Here is a 16,513-nt window from a genome sequence, read left to right as displayed (position 1 = left end):
CGCTGCCGGTCAGGAGCCGGCCAGGACCCCGGTCCGGTAGATCGTGCCCGCGCAGGCGTTGGGGATGGTCGCCGACGCCGCGGGGCCGCCGGGCTCCGCGACATGGCTGACCAGGACGCTGCCGTCCGCCGGGCCGCCGTCCTCGTGGAGCAGCTGGGGCGCCGCGCCGGTGTCGGGGCCGGTGCCCGGATCGGTGCCGCTCCCTCCGGAGCCCGTGCCCTCGCTGGGATCGGGGGTGCCGGTGCCGTCGGTCGGGGTGTCCGTCGGCGGCGGCGTGGTCGGCGGCTCGGTCGGCGGTGTCGCCGTCGGGGTCGGGGTGGTGGATGTCGTCGGGCAGGTCTCGCTCGGTACCCAGACGAACCTCACCTCGTAGGAGGCGTTCGGCTTCAGGGCCAGCGCGGAGAACTCCTGGGAGGGGTCGGGCAGTCCGCTGCCCCCGTCTCCCGAGGTGTGCCGGATCACCGAGATCCGGGCCGGGTCGGCGGCGCCGCGGGCCTCGAAGCCGACGACCCCGCCGCCTTCCACGACACACGCCCGGTCGGAGATGTTGGCGATGCGGAAGGCGCCGTGCACCTTGCCCTCGCCATCGGGTCCGCCGGCTCCCGCCGAGCTGACGCCGAGCTGCTCGGCCGCACAGACCGGAAAGGCTCCTGCGTGGGCCGACGCCTCCTGCTGGACGGTGGAGGACACGCCGGGGCCGGGCCGCTGCGGCTTGCCCGCGGAGCCGTCGGCGGCGCCCTGACTGGGCGCCACCGTGCTCGCGGAGGGCTCGGCGCTCTGGCCGCCCTCGATGCCGGTCTCGGCGCCGGTGCCGCCCTGGGCCTCCTCGCCGTGGCCGGCGTTCACGGGGTTGCCGGCGGCGGAGACGCCGCCGGAGGAGGCGACGTGCACGAAGGCGGGTACGGCGGTTCCGATGAGGACCGCGGCGGCGGCGGCGCCGACGACGGCCTGCCGCTTGCGGGCGCGCCGTGCGGGCACGGCACGGCGCAGGTGTTCGAGCGAGCCGGGGGAGGGCTCCAGGCCGGAGACGGTGCTCTGGAACAGCCGCCGCAGCGCGAGTTCGTCGTCCCCGTCGCCCTCGCCGGGGCCGGGCTCGATGTTCACCATGCGCTGTCCACTCAGGTCGTCACGTTCATCAGGGACGTCGTTCTCGACGCCGGCGTCGTTGTCGGCGCCCTTGTCGACGTCCTTGTCGACGTCCTTGTCGACGTCCTTGTCGACGTCCTTGTCGACGTCCTTGCCGACGTCCTTACCGGGTGCCTCGCTCACGACGTCGCTCCCATCGCGACGCGCAGCGACGCGATGCCCCGCGAACCGTACGCCTTCACCGAGCCCAGGGATATCCCGAGCGCCTCGGCGACCTGAACCTCGGTCATGTCCGAGAAGTACCGCAGGGCCAGCACCTCACGCTGGCGCCGCTGGAGTCCGCGCATCGCCTTGATCAGGTCCTCGCGCTCCAGCAGGTCGTACGCCCCCTCCTCCGCGCTGGCCATGTCCGGCATCGGCTTGGACAGCAGCTTGAGTCCGAGGATGCGGCGGCGCAGTGCGGACCGGGAGAGGTTCACGACGGTCTGCCGCAGGTAGGCGAGCGTCTTCTCGGGCTCGCGCACCCGCTTGCGGGCCGAGTGGACGCGGATGAACGCCTCCTGGACGACGTCCTCGCAGGAGGCCGTGTCGTCGAGGAGCAGGGCGGCGAGACCGAGGAGCGACCGGTAGTGGGCACGGTAGGTCTCGGTCAGGTGGTCGACGGTCGTTCCGGCCGTCGTGGCGCCTTCGGCGCTGGTCCGGGGCGACGGGATGCCGTCCACGGCGCTCGCGCGGGACCCGGTGGGCACGGGGGCGATCACCGGCATGCCGCCGAGCGCGCGCGGCCGGCGGTGGGGAACGACCGCGGAGCCGCGTGCGGGGACGACGGCCGCGCGTACGGGGACGACGGCCGTGCCGCGTGCGGGGACGACGGCCGTGCCGCGAACGGGTACGCCCGCCGTGCCGCGTGCGGGTACGACGGCGACGCTCCGCGCGGGGAGCACAGCGGTGCCCGCGCCGCGCAGCGGAGCGATGGTCGCGATGTCGAGTACGTCAGCCACGCATGTTGGACACGCTTCCCCCCGGCAGGGTTGTACGCGTACGCCACCCTTTTCGACGGTGAGTCGTTTGTCCTCATGCGTAACCGTTCTCCCCCGATGCCCCGCTTCCGCGGCGTGCTCCGCGCCACACATGGTTGAGTGCACGCAGAGACGCCCCCACCCGACCACTGGTTGCAGTAGGAGGGAAGAGCATCGTCGGCCACGGAATCACCGCAGTTCAAGAGGTATCTGACGCCTATTTGCTCACAGGTCGTTCACAGATCCTACAAATACGTGACAACCGATTCCGCGATCTGAAGGGCGTTGAGGGCCGCGCCCTTGCGGAGGTTGTCGGCGCAGACGAAGAAATCGAGCGCCCGCTCGTCGTCCATGGAGCGCCGCACCCGTCCGACCCAGGCGGGATCGGTGCCGACGACATCGGCGGGGGTGGGGAAGTCGCCCGCGGCGGGATCGTCGTACAGCACGACGCCGGGGGTGGTCGCGAGGATCTCGTGCGCGCGGTCGAGCGGCACGGGGCGCTCGAAGCGGGCGTGCACGGAGACGGAGTGTCCGGTGACCACGGGCACGCGGACACAGGTGGCGGCGACCCGCAGCGCGGGGAGCGCGAGGATCCGCCGGGTCTCGTCCCGTACGCGCTCCTCCTCCGAGGAGGCCCCGTCGGCGCCCGCCGTGCCCGACCAGGGCAGGACGTTGAGCGCGAGGGGCCCGGGGAAGGGGCCGGTGTTCTCGCCGACGGCCCGCCGTACGTCTCCGGGGTGGGTGCCCAGGTCGCCGTGGCCGGCCACCAGTCCGAGCTGGGCGCGGAGCGCCTCGACGCCGGCTTGTCCGGCACCGGCGCCGCTGGCGGCCTGCTGGGCGGTGACGACCAGCTCGGAGAGCCCGAACTCGGCGTGCAGGGCGCCCACGGCGACGACCAGCGCGAGGGTGGTGCAGCCGGGGCTCGCGACGATGCCCCGGGGGCGTACGCGCGCCGCGTGGGCGTTGGTCTCGGGGACGACGAGGGGGACGTCGGGGTCCGCGCGGAAGGCGGCGGAGGTGTCCACGACGACGGCGCCCTTGGTGGCGGCGATGGGCGCCCAGCGGGCGGCCACCGTCTCGGGCACCAGGAAGAGCGCCAGGTCGACGCCTTCCAGGGCCTCCTCGCTCAGCGCGAGGATCTCGCTCTCCACCCCGCGCACGGCGGCCTTCCGGCCGGCCGAGCGCGAGGAGGCGAGGAGGCGTATCTCGCCCCAGACGTCCGCGTGTTGCGTGAGCATCTGGAGCATCACCGAGCCGACGGCTCCGGTCGCACCGACGACCGCGAGCGTCGGCTTCGGCGTCATCGGCCGGTGCCTCCGTAGACGACGGCCTCGTCCGAGTCGCTGTCCAGGCCGAAGGCGCTGTGGACGGCGCGCACTGCCTCGTTGACGTCGTCGGCGCGGGTGACGACCGAGATGCGGATCTCGGAGGTCGAGATGAGCTCGATGTTCACGCCCGCGTCGGAGAGCGCCTTGAAGAAGTCCGCGGTGACGCCCGGGTTGGTCTTCATACCGGCGCCGACCAGGGAGATCTTGCCGATCTGGTCGTCGTAGCGCAGCGAGTCGAAGCCGATCGCGCTCTTCGCCTTCTCCAGCTCGTCGATGGCCTTGCGGCCCTCGGCCTTCGGGAGGGTGAAGGAGATGTCCGTGAGGCCGGTGGAGGCGGCGGACACGTTCTGCACGATCATGTCGATGTTGATCTCGGCGTCCGCGACGGCCCGGAAGATGGCCGCGGCCTCGCCCGGCTTGTCCGGCACGCCGACGACGGTGATCTTCGCCTCGGAGGTGTCGTGGGCGACACCCGAGATGATGGCCTGCTCCACCTTCTGGGCTCCTTGCGGTTCGTTGCTGACCCAGGTGCCCTGCAGCCCCGAGAAGGACGAGCGGACGTGGATCGGGATGTTGTAGCGGCGTGCGTACTCGACGCACCGGTGCAGCAGCACCTTGGAGCCGGAGGCGGCGAGCTCCAGCATGTCCTCGAAGGAGATCCAGTCGATCTTCTTCGCCTTCTTCACCACGCGCGGGTCGGCCGTGAACACACCGTCGACGTCGGTGTAGATCTCGCAGACCTCGGCGTCCAGCGCGGCGGCCAGCGCCACGGCGGTGGTGTCGGAACCGCCACGGCCGAGCGTGGTGATGTCCTTCTTGTCCTGGGACACGCCCTGGAACCCGGCGACGATGGCGATGTTGCCCTCGTCGAGGGCGGTACGGATCCGGCCCGGCGTGACATCGATGATGCGCGCTTTGTTGTGGACCGAGTCGGTGATGACACCGGCCTGGCTGCCCGTGAACGACTGGGCCTCGTGGCCCAGGTTTTTGATCGCCATGGCCAGCAGGGCCATGGAGATCCGCTCTCCGGCGGTCAGCAGCATGTCGAACTCACGCCCGGCAGGGATCGGGGATACCTGCTCGGCGAGATCGATCAACTCGTCCGTCGTGTCGCCCATCGCGGAAACCACGACGACCACCTGGTGGCCGTTCTTCTTGGCGTCCACGATCCGCTTGGCGACGCGCTTGATGCCTTCGGCATCGGCAACGGAGGAGCCTCCGTACTTCTGCACGACAAGGCCCACGTGCGCTCCTCGCTCAGTGTGTGCCGCAGCCGGCGCTGCGATCGGCTCAGTCTAACGAGCGACCCGGAAACGCCACCGTGATATCGGATGCTGAGACGCGACGCTCACGGAGTGATCAAGGGGAGGTGCGAGCGGGTGTTCAGAGGCGCTCGCGCAGACCCAGGGGTGCGCCGATCTCCTCCGCCATCACGCGGCCCGCCTCCTCGGCGAGGTCGTCCTCGGTGAGGTCCTCGTCCGTGTCGAGGCCGTCTAGGGCCGCGAGCGGCTGGTCGAGGCGGACGTGGGCGACGAGGGACTGGAGGGCGCGGAGGGTGGCCGAGGCGGTGGGGCCCCAGTTGGAGAAGTACGAGAACTGCCACCACCACAGGGCCTCGCTGGTGCGGCCCGCGCGGTAGTGGGCCAGGCCGTGGCGGAGGTCGGCGACGATGTCGGCGAGGTTGTCGGAGATGCGGGCCGGGACCGGGGCCTTGCGGGGCTCGTACGGGTCGAAGACCTCGGAGAAGACGTCCACCGGTTCGAGGAGCACGGCGAAGCGCTCGCGCAGGTCGTCCATGTCGGGCTCCGGGCCCGTGTCCGTCTCGTACCGCTCGTCCGGGACGATGTCCTCGTGCGCGCCGAGCCGGCCGCCCGCGAGGAGCAGCTGCGAGATCTCCAGGAGCAGGAAGGGCACCGCGCTGTCCGGCTCGTCGCCCTTGGCGACCTCGGTGGTCGCGACGATGAAGCTCTCGATGGAGTCGGCGATCTGGACGGAGAAGTCGTCGGGGTTCTGCGTGATCGCGTGCAGCGTGGGGTCAGACATCGAGGAGCCTCCCTGAGAGCGCGCCGGCCCGGTCGTCATACATCTAGCAGCCTCCGTCCCTCGAAGGCACGGCCGAGGGTGACCTCGTCGGCGTACTCGAGGTCGCCGCCGACCGGCAGTCCGCTCGCGAGCCGGGTCACCTTGAGTCCCATGGGCTTGATCATCCGCGCCAGGTACGTCGCGGTGGCCTCGCCCTCCAGGTTCGGGTCGGTCGCGAGGATGAGCTCGGTGACCGTGCCGTCGGCGAGCCGCGCGAGCAGCTCGCGGATGCGGAGGTCGTCCGGGCCGACGCCCTCGATCGGGCTGATCGCGCCGCCGAGGACGTGGTACCGCCCCCGGAACTCGCGGGTCCGCTCGATCGCGACGACGTCCTTCGGCTCCTCGACCACACAGATGACGGTCAGGTCGCGGCGCGGGTCGCGGCAGATGTTGCACTGCTCCTGCTGTGCCACGTTGCCGCAGACCGCGCAGAACCTGACCTTCTCCTTGACCTCCAGGAGCGCGTGCGCAAGCCGCCGTACGTCGGTCGGCTCGGCCTGGAGGATGTGGAAGGCGATCCGCTGCGCGCTCTTGGGACCGACGCCGGGCAGCCTGCCCAGCTCGTCGATGAGGTCCTGAACCACGCCTTCGTACACGGAACGCCCTTTCAAGGGAGTGCTTGATTCTTACGGTAGTGGCTGGAACTGCGCCGTAGAAGGTGCGCGGCTCAGAAGCGGCGCAGAAGCGGCTCGGAAGCGCTCAGAAGCCCAGGCCGGGCATGCCGCCCATGCCCTGCGCCAGCGGGCCGAGCTTGGCCTGCTGGAGCTGCTGCGCGTTGTCGTTGGCGGCCTGCACGGCGGCCACGATCAGGTCGGCGAGCGTCTCGGTGTCCTCCGGGTCGACCGCCTTGGGGTCGATGACCAGGCCGCGCAGCTCGCCGGAGCCCGTCACGGTCGCCTTGACCAGGCCGCCGCCCGCCTGGCCGTCGACCTCGGTCGCGGCCAGTTCCTGCTGCGCGCGGGCGAGGTCCTGCTGCATCTTCTGGGCCTGCTGGAGCAGCTGCTGCATGTTGGGCTGGCCACCACCGGGAATCACGGTCACTCCTGAGGTTCGCTCTGTCCGTATGTCGGTACGCCGAGCCTACGTGGTCCCCGCCTGCCCCGCCTCCATCACTCTTTCGAGTGAGAAACTGCGGGCTCCTCTACCTGATCAAGACCCCCTTGCGGGCGGAAATCCCGGGATTCCGGGCCCATCGCCCACCATTCGGCGGTAGGAAGGGCAGGCACCACGTGCACCGCACGTCACAGAAGGACATGAGCGCTGAGCTGAACAGAGGAGTCCCCCGGTGAGCCAGCAGCCGGAGATGCAGCCACCGGGACCCCCCGGGGGAGACGTCCACCGCGATCTGAGCGGTACGCCGTTCCCCCTGGGCGACTGGGGCGAGCCCGCCGAGCGGCTCGACGAGATGTACCGCTGGGTGGAGTCCCAGGCCCTGCGCACCGCCGAGTGGTACCTCTCCGACCGGGTCGGGAAGCGCCGCAGCGCCCGGATCCTGCGGATCGGCACGGCCGCCGGGGTGATCGCGGGCGCCGCGCTGCCGCTGCTCGACCTGACCGGGGTCGCGGAGGGCACCGCCGGCTGGGGCTATCTCTCGCTGCTGCTCGGCGCCGCCTGTCTGGCCTGTGACCGGTACTTCGGTCTGACGTCCGGCTGGATGAGGGACGTGGCGACGGCACAGGCCGTGCAGCGGCGTCTCCAGGCCCTGCAGTTCGACTGGGCCTCGGAGAGCGTCCGGGAGGTCCTGGGCCCCACGGAGGGCACCGCCAGCGAGGCCGCCGAGCGATGTCTGGGCGTGCTGCGCCGCTTCTCGGAGGACGTGACCGAGCTCGTACGGGCGGAGACCGCGGACTGGATGGTCGAGTTCCGCTCGGGCCCGGCGCCGCTCGCGCTCCAGTCGGTGGGCGTGGTGCCCGCGCGGGCCGAGAGCCACCACCCGTCGGGCCGCTTCCCGCTGCCGCCGGGCACCCGGCCGAACATGCCGCGTCAGCGGCCCCCGGAGGCCCGCTGACGGAGGCCTCCGGGGCCCCTCGGGGCCGCGGGCGCGGGTCGGCCGGAGCTGATCGGCCGGCGCGGATCGGCCGGAGCTGATCGGCCGGCGCGGATCGGCCGGAGCTGATCGGCCGGCGCGGATCGGCCGGCCCGGCTCGGCCCTGCGCGCGGACCTCAGCTCAGGATGATCATCGAGCCCTGTGCCAGGCTGCGGGTCGCCGCCGCGTGCAGCCCCAGCCACACGTGGCGCTCCCGGGCGAAGGGGCCGCCGTCCAGCGGAATCGGTACGGCCGGTTCCTCCAGGGTGGTCGGCCGGTCCGGCGGTACGGGGGGTGCCGGCGGGTTCGACGGGTCGATGCCGATCGAGGGCGCCACGAACTCCAGCTCGCGCAGCAGCCCGTACGAGGAGCCGAGCGGCCCGCCGCCCTCCAGGAGCTCGTCGCTGGCGAGCGGGACCGGGAAGTCGACCGGGACGTACGCGCCCGCGTGGTCGTAGTGCCAGACCAGGTGCGACTGCTGGGCGGTCGCCTCGAACATCTCCAGGAGCTGTTCGTAGTCCCCGCCGAGCTCGCCGACCGGTTCGACCGGCAGTCCGCACATCTGGAGGAGGTAGGCGCGGCGCAGGAAGTGCAGGGCCTCGTAGTCGAAGCCGGCGATCGGGGCGACGTCGCCGGAGAGCCCCGGCATGTACGCGTAGACCGGCACGGTCGGCAGACCGGAGGCGCTGAGCACGGCGTCGTACGCGGCGATCTCTTCGGCGAAGGGATTGTCGGGGCTGTGGCACAGCACGTCGACGAGGGGGACCAGCCACAGGTCACAGGCCAAGGGAGGCTCGCTCTCCGTCAGTTGCGGGGGACGCGCGCAGGGCGTACGCCAGGCTTTTGCAGGGACGGCCAGGTTAGTCGGCGCCCCACGGACACCGTCCACCCGCTGAGGACCTGCCCGGGGAGCCGGGCCCTCAACCCGACCGGCGACCCCGAGGTCTCCCCCCGGCGACCCCGAGGTATCCCCCGCCGCGACCCCGAGGTCTCCCCTAGCGGGCCCGCTGCTCCAGCCGGTCCGCCCATTCCATCGAGTGCTCGTTGTACTCCCGTACGACCGCGACGGCCGCGGCCGCGTCGCCGCGGGTGATCGCGTCGACCAGGTCGACGTGCCCGCTCCACAGCCAGCCGAGGACGTCCCGCTCGGAGCGCAGGTAGGGGACGGAGAACACCCAGGCCTGGACGCGGAGTTTGTGGAGGAAGTCGGCGATGTAGTCGTTGGCGGCGACCAGCCGGGCGAGTTCGCGCCAGTACCGGATGTCGTACCCGATGAGGATGTCGAGGTCCCCGGCGCGGGCCGCGCGGGCCGCGGCCTCGCCCCTGCGCCGTATCGAGACGAGGGCGACACCGATCCCGAGGTCGGGTTCCGTGACCGCGGAGCGGGGCGGCACCATGGCGGCGTCGCGGCGGAAGATGCCGTCGACGACGAGCATCCGGGCCTCGACCATCCCCCGGTAGTCGTCGACCGAGTACTTGTGGACGCGGAAGCCGCGGTGCTGGTCGGAGTCGAGGAGGCCCTGCGCGCAGAGGTCGACGAGGGCTTCGCGTACGGGTGTCGCGGACACGCCGTACTGCTCGGCGATCTGCTTGACCGTGAATTCCTGCCCGGGTTGGAGACGGCCCGCGAGCACTTCGTCACGCAGCGCGTCCGCGATCTGCTGTCGCAAGGTGTTGCGGGTGACAGCTCCGCTCGCGGGCATGGGTCGGCCCCCTCCGTCCGGCTCCGGACACCCTAGTCCAGACGGAAGGGGCCACCCCGTTTCCGTGGTTACGCGGTGTGCTCGTCGGCCACCGTGAGGGCGGCGTCGAGGGCCGCGAGGCCCTCCTTGGCCTCGGCCTCGGTGACGTTGCAGGCGGGGACGGCGTGGGTGCGGTTCATGTTGACGAAGGGCCACAGGCCGTTCTTCTTCGCCGCCGCGCCGAAGGCGGCCATGGGCGCGTTGGCCTCGCCGGCCGCGTTGTACGGGACGAGCGGCTCGCGCGTCTCGCGGTTCTTGACCAGGTCGAGCGCCCAGAAGACGCCCATGCCGCGGACCTCGCCGACGGAGGGGTGGCGCTCGGCGAGCTCGCGCAGGCCGGGGCCGAGGACGCTCTCGCCGATGTGGGCGGCGTTCTCGACGACCTTCTCGTCCTCCATCACCTGGATGGTGGCGACGGCGGCGGCGCAGGCCAGCGGGTGACCGGAGTAGGTCAGTCCGCCCGGGTAGGGCCGCTTGTCGAAGGTGGCGGCGATCTCGGCGTTGATGGCGACACCGCCGAGGGGCACGTAACCGGAGTTCACGCCCTTGGCGAAGGTCATCAGGTCGGGCACGACGTCGAAGTGCTCGGCGGCGAACCACTTGCCGGTGCGGCCGAAGCCCGCCATGACCTCGTCGAGGACGAAGACGATGCCGTACTTGTCGCAGATCTCGCGGACGCCGGCGAGGTAGCCGGGCGGCGGGGTCATGATGCCGGCGGTGCCGGGCACGGTCTCCAGGATGATCGCGGCGATCGTCGCCGGACCCTCGAAGGCGATCGTGTCCTCCAGGTGCTGGAGGGCCCGCGCGCTCTCCTCCGCCTCGGTGGTGGCGTAGAAGGGCGAGCGGTAGAGGAACGGCGCCCAGAAGCGCACGACGCCGGCGGAGCCGTTGTCGGAGGCCCAGCGGCGCGGGTCACCGGTCAGGTTGATCGCGGTGGAGGTGGCGCCGTGGTACGAGCGGTAGGCGGAGAGCACCTTCGTACGGCCGGTGTGCAGCCGGGCCATGCGGACGGCGTTCTCGACGGCCTCGGCGCCGCCGTTGGTGAAGAAGATCTTGTCCAGGTCGCCCGGGGTGCGCTCGGCGATGAGGCGTGCGGCCTCGGAGCGGACGTCGATGGCGAAGGCGGGCGCGAAGGTGGTGAGCTTCGCGGCCTGCTCCTGGATGGCGGCGACCACACGGGGGTGCTGGTAGCCGATGTTCGTGTAGACGAGGCCGCTGGTGAAGTCCAGGTAGCGGTTTCCGTCGTAGTCCCAGAAGTACGAACCCTCGGCGCCGGCGACGGCGAGCGGGTCGATCAGGCCCTGGGCGGACCAGGAGTGGAACACGTGCGCGCGGTCGGCGGCCTTGACGGCGGCCCCGGCCTGGGGATCGGGTTCGATGACATGAGGGGTCATGGGGTCGAGGGTAAGGAACCGCAGGTAGGACGGGCCATGGCCATCTTGTCCACCGAGACCGGGGCGGACCCGACACGTTGCCGGTCCGCCTTGTCACCCGTCCCCGCGGGGCGTTCGGCCGCCGATCACGTCCACCGGGCAGCGGATGCCCGACGCACGCGCCAGGCGCCCGTCCGCGGTGACCAGCGCGCAGCCGTACGCCTCCGCCGCCGCGACGTAGGCCGCGTCGTACGTGGTGAGGTTTCCCCGCAGCTCCCACATCCGGGGCAGGAGCACGCGCGACAGCGGAACGACGGGCTCCAGCTTCGCGAGGGCGGCGACGGCGTCCTCCGCGTGCTCCTGTGAGATCTTCCCGCCGAGCAGGTTGCCCCGGATCACCGACAGCACCTCGACCGTCCAGTGCTCCGGCGCGATCCACCTGCTGTCGGCGGCGAGGGCGGAGCGGCACCGGCCCCCGATGGTCCCCTCGTCGAGCAGTGAGAACGCGAAGACGGACGCGTCGACGACGATCACTCGTCGCCCTCCGGACCGCCGAGAGCCGCATCGCGCTCCCGCCGCCCGGCCCGCAGGACGTCCAGCACGTCGGCGGTGTCGAGTCGTGACCCGTACCGGCCGGCGGAGAACCCTTCCAGCACGGCCAGATTGTCGCGGCGCCGCACTTCGTCGGCCAGCACGTCGTAGAGGTACGCCTGCAACGACTGGCCTCGCTCACCCGCTATGGCCGCCAACCGGTCACGCATGTCCTCGGGCACGTCACGAATCTGCAGTGCAACCATGCATGCATGGTTGCATGCACACAGGTGGGCCGCAATCGCCCGAGCGGCTCACCAGTAGGTGACCTGCCGGAGGTAGACGCACTCGTGCCGGGGCAGGACGAGGTAGGTCAACTTGACCCGGCCGTGAACGACCGGGCTTGGAGGTAGGGCGCCACTGGCTGTGGTGTGGCCTCCTCCGTCCAGGCCACCTATGGGGTGGCTGGGACGCGTGACTCACGCCCCGCGGTCCACACGGCTTCGCCCTTGCGGTCGATGTTGTGGGACGCGTTGTCGTCCGCGTGCATGGTGACGCCGCAGGCGCGGCACGCGAACGTTGCCTGGTCGACTCGGTTCTTCCGGTCGATGTGCCCGCACTCGGAGCATTGCCGGCTGGTGTACGACGGATCGACGTACACCAGCGGAACCCCGGCCCGGCGTGCCTTGTACTCAAGGAAGGAGCCGAGCTGGTGGAAGCTCCATGAATGCAGTTGTGCCCGCTGGTCCTTACGGAGCCGTACCCGGTCGCGGATGCCCGTGAGGTCTTCCAGGGCGATACCGCGACCGGTGCGTTCAGCGGTGGTGACGATCTTCTTCGAGATGATGTGGTTGATGTTCGCGGCGTGCCGCGCTTCCTTGCGGCTGCGGTGCTTGAGCCGCCGTTTGGCGGACTGCGTGCCCTTGGCCTGCAACTTACGGCGCAGGTCGAGCTGCCGCTTTCGATGCCGGTTCAAGCCGCGCCCGGCAGCCCGGTAACCGGTTGATGTGGTGGCGATGTTGACGATCCCGAGGTCCACGCCGATGAACCCGGACGGGTTCTCGTTGACCGGGCCCTCGGGGACCTCGCACACCGCGATCAGGTAGAACACGCCGTCGCGTTCGATCAGATCCGACTCGCCCTTGCGGTACTCGCGCAGCGTCTTGAGCGCGCCTGCGGAGCAGGCGAAGCGCACGTTCTTCAAGCGACCGGCGGTAGTCCAGATACTGACGGTCCGCGTGTCGTACTGCCAGGACAGGCAACGGTCGTCGTACGGCTGTGCCGAGTCCGGGCGGAACGTGACCGGCTTCGACTCCGCCTTGACCCTGCGCTTCGATCCGGGCTTGCCGAGGTTCCCGGCCCGGATGTTCGCCTTCAACGTCGTGTAAGCGTCCCGCACCTTCTTGATCGTGTGCTGGGCCGCCTGCGCCCCGAGACCGGAGGCTTTCAGCTCCGCGTAGGTGTGCTTCCGCAGCTCGTACTCGCGCGGCACACCGTGCTCGAACGCCACACCGGAAACCCAGTTGGCCCGGTCGTTGACCGTGCGCAGCGTCGCACCGATGGCCGATGCCTGTGCGACATCCGGCATCAGCTTGACCTGCACGACGATCTTCACGCGAGCCATCGTACTACAGTTGATCTATGTCACCACGATGGGAACCAAACCCCAACATTCGCAGGGGTCGCACGGTCGTCTACACCCTCCACGCGCACTTGGTCTTCACGCCGAAATACCGGCGCGGCCCCTTCACCGACGAGATCCTTCGGCGCTGCGAGGAAGTCATGCGGTCCGTCTGCGCGGACTTCGAAACGGAGCTGGTCGAGTTCAACGGTGAGCGTGACCACGTCCACCTGCTCGTGCATTACCCGCCCAAGGTGTCCATCTCCAAGCTGGTGGGCTCCCTCAAGGGCGTCTCCGCCCGCAGGCTCCGCCAGGAGTACCCCGACCACATTCGCAAGTACCTGTGGGGGGCACACTTCTGGTCACCCTCATACTTCGCGGCTTCCTGTGGCGGGGCACCGTTGTCCGTCATCAAGGAGTACATCGAGCAGCAGAAACGTCCGTCGTGACCTGCACGTCAGAGCAGCCCAGAGAAGCGATTCCTCCCGGGCCCGAAGGCCCGGGGTTCCTCGCTAGATCCCGCTGAACATGCCGCCGGGAACGAACGCGTCGTTCCCCTTCGGGCCCTCGCCCTGGTACGTGGAGCCGTCCAGGTAGAAGGCCTCGGCGGCCCTCACCAGCTCGTCGGCCCGCTTCTCCACCTCGGCGACGAAGGCAGGTGGCGCACCGCCGACGACGTACTCCTCATCGGGGTCGTACTCCCAGCGCCGGCTCACTCGGACACCGCCCGCGTGGCCTCGGCCTCGACCGCACGCAGTTCGTCCATCGCTTCCCGGAAGGCCGGGTCGGCCCTGCCGCTCGTACGGTGGAGCGTGTCCAGCGCGGAGCGGCGGCGCGTGGAGAGGTCGTACCGCCGCTCGATCTCCACCTCGCGGGCCCAGACGCCGATCCAGCCGTGCAGGGGCCCGAGGGTGTCGTGCGCGGCGGCCAGGGAGAAGGCCTCGTTCTTCTGCTGCTCCATCTCCGCCAGCCGGTGGGGAGCAATGCGGGCAAGCGCGACGCGCAACGCGTCGGGGGTGCGCTCGGGACGCGGAATCCGCTCTCCGCCGTGCTCGGGCTCTGTGCTCACGGTGTCCTCCCAGGGGTCCCCCGCCGGCCTAGGGGGTAGGCGTGTCCGGCGGATCGGGACGGGGAGAGCGGCCCGCGGAGGCAGCGTCACGGGCGCCGCCTATGCTGCGCGCCATGAGCACGCCAGGCCGCAGTGCCGCCACCACCCTGACCGGCTGGGGCATGGTTCTCAGCGGGGTGGCCGCCGTCGCCGCCTCCCTGTGGGCCGTCTCCCCGTATCCGCCGCTCATACCCGAGCTGGCCCTCGCCGGCCTCGCCGTGCTCTGCGCCGTGGCCTGGGTCGTCGCCTCCTACCGGGCCCGCGCCGACGGCCCGCTCTCCAAGCGGTACGTCGAGACCCGGCGCCCGAACCCCGTCCTGCCCTACCTGTTCGCCTTCGGCATCCCCCTCGCCGCCCTCGCCGCCGTCCTCACGGGCTTCACCGTCAGCAGTTCCTACGGCCGCGAGACCGAGCGCCTGGAGCGGGTCGGATACGGCGAGTACGAGGTCACCGTCGTCCGCCTCGCCGCCGAGCCCCGTTTCAACCCGGGCAACGAGGACCAGGACCCGCACTACTACACCGACCTCACCCTGCGGATCCCGTACGAATCCGGCCCGCGCGAGGTCACCGTCCGGGGCATGTACACCCGCCACAAGCCGCCCGTGCCCGGCATGAAGGTGGACGTCCACTTCGCGCCCCGCGACCCCGGCACACCCGTGACCGAGAACGGCGAACGCGACCGGACGGGCCGGTTCGTGAGTCTCTTCGTGCTCGTCTTCGTGAGCCCGTTCCTCCTGGTCGCCGCGATCGGCATGAAGTCCCAGATGGACAAGGACGACCTGCACGAGCTGCGCCGGTTCAGCCCCGTCGTCCACCTCCCCGCGCTCGGCCTCCTGCTCACCGGCCTCGTCCTGCTCCTGCCGATGGCCCTGGAGTTCCAGCTGGCCGGCCGCGACCAGCTCTACGCCCTCCTCGCCTCTCCGACCCCGATCCTGGCGCTGATCTGGGTGATCAAGACACGGCGCTGAACAGCTCGGTCACGGCGCTCCGCAGCAACAGCGGGTGAACGAACCGGTCGGGACTCGTCGGCGGGAAGCGCCAGGACAGCGGCCACGTCCGTCCCGTCAACGCGGGCACCGGTACGTAACTCACGTGAGCCGGTCCCGCGTTGAACCAGGTCACCCCGCGCGGCCACGCCTTCCGCGCCGTCGACCCCGGCGGGACGAGGAAGTAGACCCCGCGCCGCCCGTTCGCCTCGATCACGACCGGCCCCGGGTCGCCACCCGTGAGTACCTCTATCCAGTCGGCGAGCCGCCGCCCCTCGTCGCCGTCGACCCGAACGGCGTCGAATTGCACTCCCGCCTTACGGAGTTGGAATCCGGAAACAGGAATCCAATCCACGTTTACTTCCCGATTCTCTTCATTCACAGGGACATGTTCCCGCGCCGACGCTAGCGTTTTCCACGATTGCTGACGGTGCGTCGCTATCCCCTCGACCTGCGTCAACGCACCTTGAATGCAGTCGAATTCGGCGGGGAGCAGTTGAGACCGGTTGAGACCGGTTGAGTTCGAATGGGGATCGCGATGGCGCGAGAAGAGAACAAGGAACCGGTGGGTCCTGCGGCGCGGATGGCGGCGACGGTGGCGAAGAGAATGCGGCTCAGGAAGGGACTCACGCAGGAACAGCTGGGCGGGGAGATGGGCTTCACCGGCGCGGCGATCAGCGCGATGGAACGGTTCCTGCACCCTGTGAGCGACGACATGCTCGTCCAGCTCGAACGTGTCCTGGGCGGCGGGACGGGCATCTTCGAGGAGATGCGGGAGCTCGTACGGCTGGAGAAACTCCCGGAGCAGTTCCGGGGCTACGCGCCGATCGAGCAGAAGGCGGTGGCGCTGTGGCTGTACGCGAACCACGTCGTCCATGGGTTGTTCCAGACGGAGGCGTACGCGCGGGCGTTGATTGCGGGCGGTCACCCGGAGCCGACGGCGGAACGGGTCGAGGAGCTGGTCGTCGCCCGGATGGCACGGAAGGTGCTGTTCGACCGGAAGCCGGTGTGCGAGATCGAGCTGGTCCTCGACGAGTCGGTGCTGCGGCGGCCGATCGGCAGTGAGGAGATCATGCGCGAGCAGTTGGCGTACTTGGCGGAGTGCGCCCGGAGGACGAACGTGAACCTTCAGGTGCTCCCGTTGGACGCGGGGCTGGGGGGCCCTTACGCGGGCGATCGAGGCACTCTGGAGATCGTCGAGACACCGGCTCACGACCACGTGACCTTCCTGGAGATCCAGGGGGAGAGCCTGCTGATCACCGACCGAGCGAAGGTCAGTACGCATCGGCAGCGGTATGCGAAGATCCGGGCACAGGCCCTGGATCCGCGCCGGTCGCTGGGTCTCATCGAGGAGTTGGCGGGAGCACGGAGATGAACGACAACACCCTGCACTGGTTCAAGTCCAGCTACAGCGACAGCGGTGGCGGCAGCTGCGTCGAGGTTGCCTTCGACTGGCACAAGTCCTCGTACAGCGACGGCGGGGGCGGCAACTGCGTAGAGGTAGCCACCTGCCCCCACGCCGTCCACCTCCGCGACTCGAAGCAGAGCGACGGGCCCACGTTCACCGTGGAGCCCGCCGCCTGGGCCGCCTTTGTCGCCTGGCAGTAGCT

The 16,513-nt window shown here is 70.4% G+C and carries 21 protein-coding genes; 5 read left to right on the top strand and 16 right to left on the bottom strand.

The genetic code is table 11. The features are described from left to right. Window positions 1-9: 9 nt before the first annotated feature. From N5875_RS20925 to N5875_RS20895, 7 genes are all read right to left on the bottom strand, one after another. Window positions 10-1,269 carry a hypothetical protein gene (locus N5875_RS20925; RefSeq protein ID WP_338495378.1) on the bottom strand — a complete coding sequence of 420 codons (1,260 nt, stop codon included), beginning with the start codon at window positions 1,267-1,269 and terminating at the stop codon, window positions 10-12. Beyond that, window positions 1,266-2,087, bottom strand: coding sequence for a SigE family RNA polymerase sigma factor (locus N5875_RS20920; RefSeq protein WP_318208043.1), 822 nt, complete (start codon window positions 2,085-2,087; stop codon window positions 1,266-1,268). Before N5875_RS20920 ends, N5875_RS20925 begins: the two co-directional genes overlap by 4 nt. 263 nt (window positions 2,088-2,350) lie before the next feature. Further along, window positions 2,351-3,409, bottom strand: coding sequence for an aspartate-semialdehyde dehydrogenase (locus N5875_RS20915; protein ID WP_338495377.1), 1,059 nt, complete (start codon window positions 3,407-3,409; stop codon window positions 2,351-2,353). Beyond that, a complete protein-coding gene (locus N5875_RS20910; RefSeq protein WP_318208045.1) occupies window positions 3,406-4,677 on the bottom strand; it encodes an aspartate kinase in 1,272 nt (423 codons plus the stop codon). The genes N5875_RS20915 and N5875_RS20910 overlap by 4 nt, the downstream gene beginning before the upstream one ends. Before the next feature lie 139 nt (window positions 4,678-4,816). Further along, a complete protein-coding gene (locus N5875_RS20905; protein WP_318208046.1) occupies window positions 4,817-5,476 on the bottom strand; it encodes a DUF5063 domain-containing protein in 660 nt (219 codons plus the stop codon). 35 nt (window positions 5,477-5,511) lie between these two features. After that, complete coding sequence (recR, locus tag N5875_RS20900; RefSeq protein WP_041662562.1) at window positions 5,512-6,111, bottom strand: recombination mediator RecR; 600 nt, start codon at window positions 6,109-6,111, stop codon at window positions 5,512-5,514. A gap of 103 nt (window positions 6,112-6,214) precedes the next feature. Next, complete coding sequence (locus N5875_RS20895) at window positions 6,215-6,550, bottom strand: YbaB/EbfC family nucleoid-associated protein (protein WP_015034576.1); 336 nt, start codon at window positions 6,548-6,550, stop codon at window positions 6,215-6,217. Window positions 6,551-6,818: 268 nt separating this feature from the next. On the opposite strand from N5875_RS20895, the gene N5875_RS20890 reads away from it, so the two are divergent. Then, window positions 6,819-7,523 carry an SLATT domain-containing protein gene (locus N5875_RS20890; RefSeq protein WP_318208587.1) on the top strand — a complete coding sequence of 235 codons (705 nt, stop codon included), beginning with the start codon at window positions 6,819-6,821 and terminating at the stop codon, window positions 7,521-7,523. Between the two features lie 155 nt (window positions 7,524-7,678). Here N5875_RS20890 and N5875_RS20885 read toward each other — a convergent pair whose 3' ends face one another. The 6 genes from N5875_RS20885 to N5875_RS20860 form a co-directional block, all read right to left on the bottom strand. Continuing rightward, window positions 7,679-8,329, bottom strand: coding sequence for a hypothetical protein (locus tag N5875_RS20885; protein ID WP_318208047.1), 651 nt, complete (start codon window positions 8,327-8,329; stop codon window positions 7,679-7,681). A 208-nt stretch (window positions 8,330-8,537) separates the two neighbouring features. Then, a complete protein-coding gene (locus N5875_RS20880) occupies window positions 8,538-9,245 on the bottom strand; it encodes a GntR family transcriptional regulator (RefSeq protein ID WP_338495376.1) in 708 nt (235 codons plus the stop codon). Window positions 9,246-9,313: 68 nt separating this feature from the next. Further along, the gene (locus N5875_RS20875) at window positions 9,314-10,678 is read right to left on the bottom strand and encodes an aspartate aminotransferase family protein (RefSeq protein ID WP_338495375.1); all 1,365 of its coding nucleotides are present in this window, start codon (window positions 10,676-10,678) and stop codon (window positions 9,314-9,316) included. Between the two features lie 93 nt (window positions 10,679-10,771). After that, window positions 10,772-11,191 carry a type II toxin-antitoxin system VapC family toxin gene (locus N5875_RS20870; RefSeq protein WP_338495374.1) on the bottom strand — a complete coding sequence of 140 codons (420 nt, stop codon included), beginning with the start codon at window positions 11,189-11,191 and terminating at the stop codon, window positions 10,772-10,774. Then, the gene (locus tag N5875_RS20865) at window positions 11,188-11,454 is read right to left on the bottom strand and encodes a hypothetical protein (RefSeq protein WP_318208051.1); all 267 of its coding nucleotides are present in this window, start codon (window positions 11,452-11,454) and stop codon (window positions 11,188-11,190) included. The genes N5875_RS20870 and N5875_RS20865 overlap by 4 nt, the downstream gene beginning before the upstream one ends. A 188-nt stretch (window positions 11,455-11,642) precedes the next feature. Then, window positions 11,643-12,812, bottom strand: coding sequence for a transposase (locus tag N5875_RS20860; protein ID WP_318208052.1), 1,170 nt, complete (start codon window positions 12,810-12,812; stop codon window positions 11,643-11,645). Between the two features lie 17 nt (window positions 12,813-12,829). On the opposite strand from N5875_RS20860, the gene tnpA reads away from it, so the two are divergent. After that, the gene (tnpA, locus tag N5875_RS20855; RefSeq protein WP_318208053.1) at window positions 12,830-13,258 is read left to right on the top strand and encodes an IS200/IS605 family transposase; all 429 of its coding nucleotides are present in this window, start codon (window positions 12,830-12,832) and stop codon (window positions 13,256-13,258) included. A 63-nt stretch (window positions 13,259-13,321) separates the two neighbouring features. Here tnpA and N5875_RS20850 read toward each other — a convergent pair whose 3' ends face one another. Together N5875_RS20850 and N5875_RS20845 are read right to left on the bottom strand one after the other, a co-directional pair. Continuing rightward, window positions 13,322-13,525 (bottom strand): hypothetical protein, encoded by a 204-nt coding sequence (locus tag N5875_RS20850; RefSeq protein ID WP_318208054.1) that lies wholly within the window; start codon window positions 13,523-13,525, stop codon window positions 13,322-13,324. After that, window positions 13,522-13,878, bottom strand: coding sequence for a hypothetical protein (locus N5875_RS20845; RefSeq protein WP_318208055.1), 357 nt, complete (start codon window positions 13,876-13,878; stop codon window positions 13,522-13,524). Before N5875_RS20845 ends, N5875_RS20850 begins: the two co-directional genes overlap by 4 nt. A 113-nt stretch (window positions 13,879-13,991) precedes the next feature. Between N5875_RS20845 and N5875_RS20840 the strand changes: the two genes are divergently transcribed. Continuing rightward, window positions 13,992-14,885 (top strand): hypothetical protein, encoded by an 894-nt coding sequence (locus N5875_RS20840; RefSeq protein WP_338495373.1) that lies wholly within the window; start codon window positions 13,992-13,994, stop codon window positions 14,883-14,885. Here N5875_RS20840 and N5875_RS20835 read toward each other — a convergent pair. Further along, on the bottom strand, window positions 14,869-15,285 hold the full coding sequence (locus N5875_RS20835) for a hypothetical protein (protein ID WP_318208588.1): 417 nt from the start codon (window positions 15,283-15,285) through the stop codon (window positions 14,869-14,871). The genes N5875_RS20840 and N5875_RS20835 overlap by 17 nt on opposite strands. A gap of 156 nt (window positions 15,286-15,441) precedes the next feature. Between N5875_RS20835 and N5875_RS20830 the strand changes: the two genes are divergently transcribed. Both N5875_RS20830 and N5875_RS20825 read left to right on the top strand, forming a co-directional pair. Then, on the top strand, window positions 15,442-16,278 hold the full coding sequence (locus tag N5875_RS20830; protein WP_338495372.1) for a helix-turn-helix transcriptional regulator: 837 nt from the start codon (window positions 15,442-15,444) through the stop codon (window positions 16,276-16,278). Beyond that, window positions 16,275-16,511, top strand: coding sequence for a DUF397 domain-containing protein (locus N5875_RS20825; RefSeq protein ID WP_338495371.1), 237 nt, complete (start codon window positions 16,275-16,277; stop codon window positions 16,509-16,511). The genes N5875_RS20830 and N5875_RS20825 overlap by 4 nt, the downstream gene beginning before the upstream one ends. The last annotated feature ends 2 nt before the right edge of the window (window positions 16,512-16,513 follow it).

This window comes from Streptomyces sp. SJL17-4 (assembly GCF_036826855.1).
GTDB lineage: Bacteria > Actinomycetota > Actinomycetes > Streptomycetales > Streptomycetaceae > Streptomyces.
The sequence above is the reverse complement of the archived record's forward strand: the minus strand, read 5'-3'. Positions and strand labels throughout refer to the sequence as shown.

Excerpts from the sequence above, each read along its gene's own strand:
- N5875_RS20825 (WP_338495371.1), top strand. The coding sequence starts at position 16,275 with ATGAACGACAACACCCTGCACTGGTTCAAGTCCAGCTACAGCGACAGC.
- N5875_RS20830 (WP_338495372.1), top strand. The coding sequence starts at position 15,442 with ATGGCGCGAGAAGAGAACAAGGAACCGGTGGGTCCTGCGGCGCGGATG.
- N5875_RS20915 (WP_338495377.1), bottom strand. The coding sequence starts at position 3,409 with ATGACGCCGAAGCCGACGCTCGCGGTCGTCGGTGCGACCGGAGCCGTC.
- N5875_RS20840 (WP_338495373.1), top strand. The coding sequence starts at position 13,992 with ATGAGCACGCCAGGCCGCAGTGCCGCCACCACCCTGACCGGCTGGGGC.
- tnpA (WP_318208053.1), top strand. The coding sequence starts at position 12,830 with ATGTCACCACGATGGGAACCAAACCCCAACATTCGCAGGGGTCGCACG.
- N5875_RS20875 (WP_338495375.1), bottom strand. The coding sequence starts at position 10,678 with ATGACCCCTCATGTCATCGAACCCGATCCCCAGGCCGGGGCCGCCGTC.
- N5875_RS20865 (WP_318208051.1), bottom strand. The coding sequence starts at position 11,454 with ATGGTTGCACTGCAGATTCGTGACGTGCCCGAGGACATGCGTGACCGG.
- N5875_RS20880 (WP_338495376.1), bottom strand. The coding sequence starts at position 9,245 with ATGCCCGCGAGCGGAGCTGTCACCCGCAACACCTTGCGACAGCAGATC.
- N5875_RS20905 (WP_318208046.1), bottom strand. The coding sequence starts at position 5,476 with ATGTCTGACCCCACGCTGCACGCGATCACGCAGAACCCCGACGACTTC.
- N5875_RS20860 (WP_318208052.1), bottom strand. The coding sequence starts at position 12,812 with ATGGCTCGCGTGAAGATCGTCGTGCAGGTCAAGCTGATGCCGGATGTC.
- N5875_RS20890 (WP_318208587.1), top strand. The coding sequence starts at position 6,819 with ATGCAGCCACCGGGACCCCCCGGGGGAGACGTCCACCGCGATCTGAGC.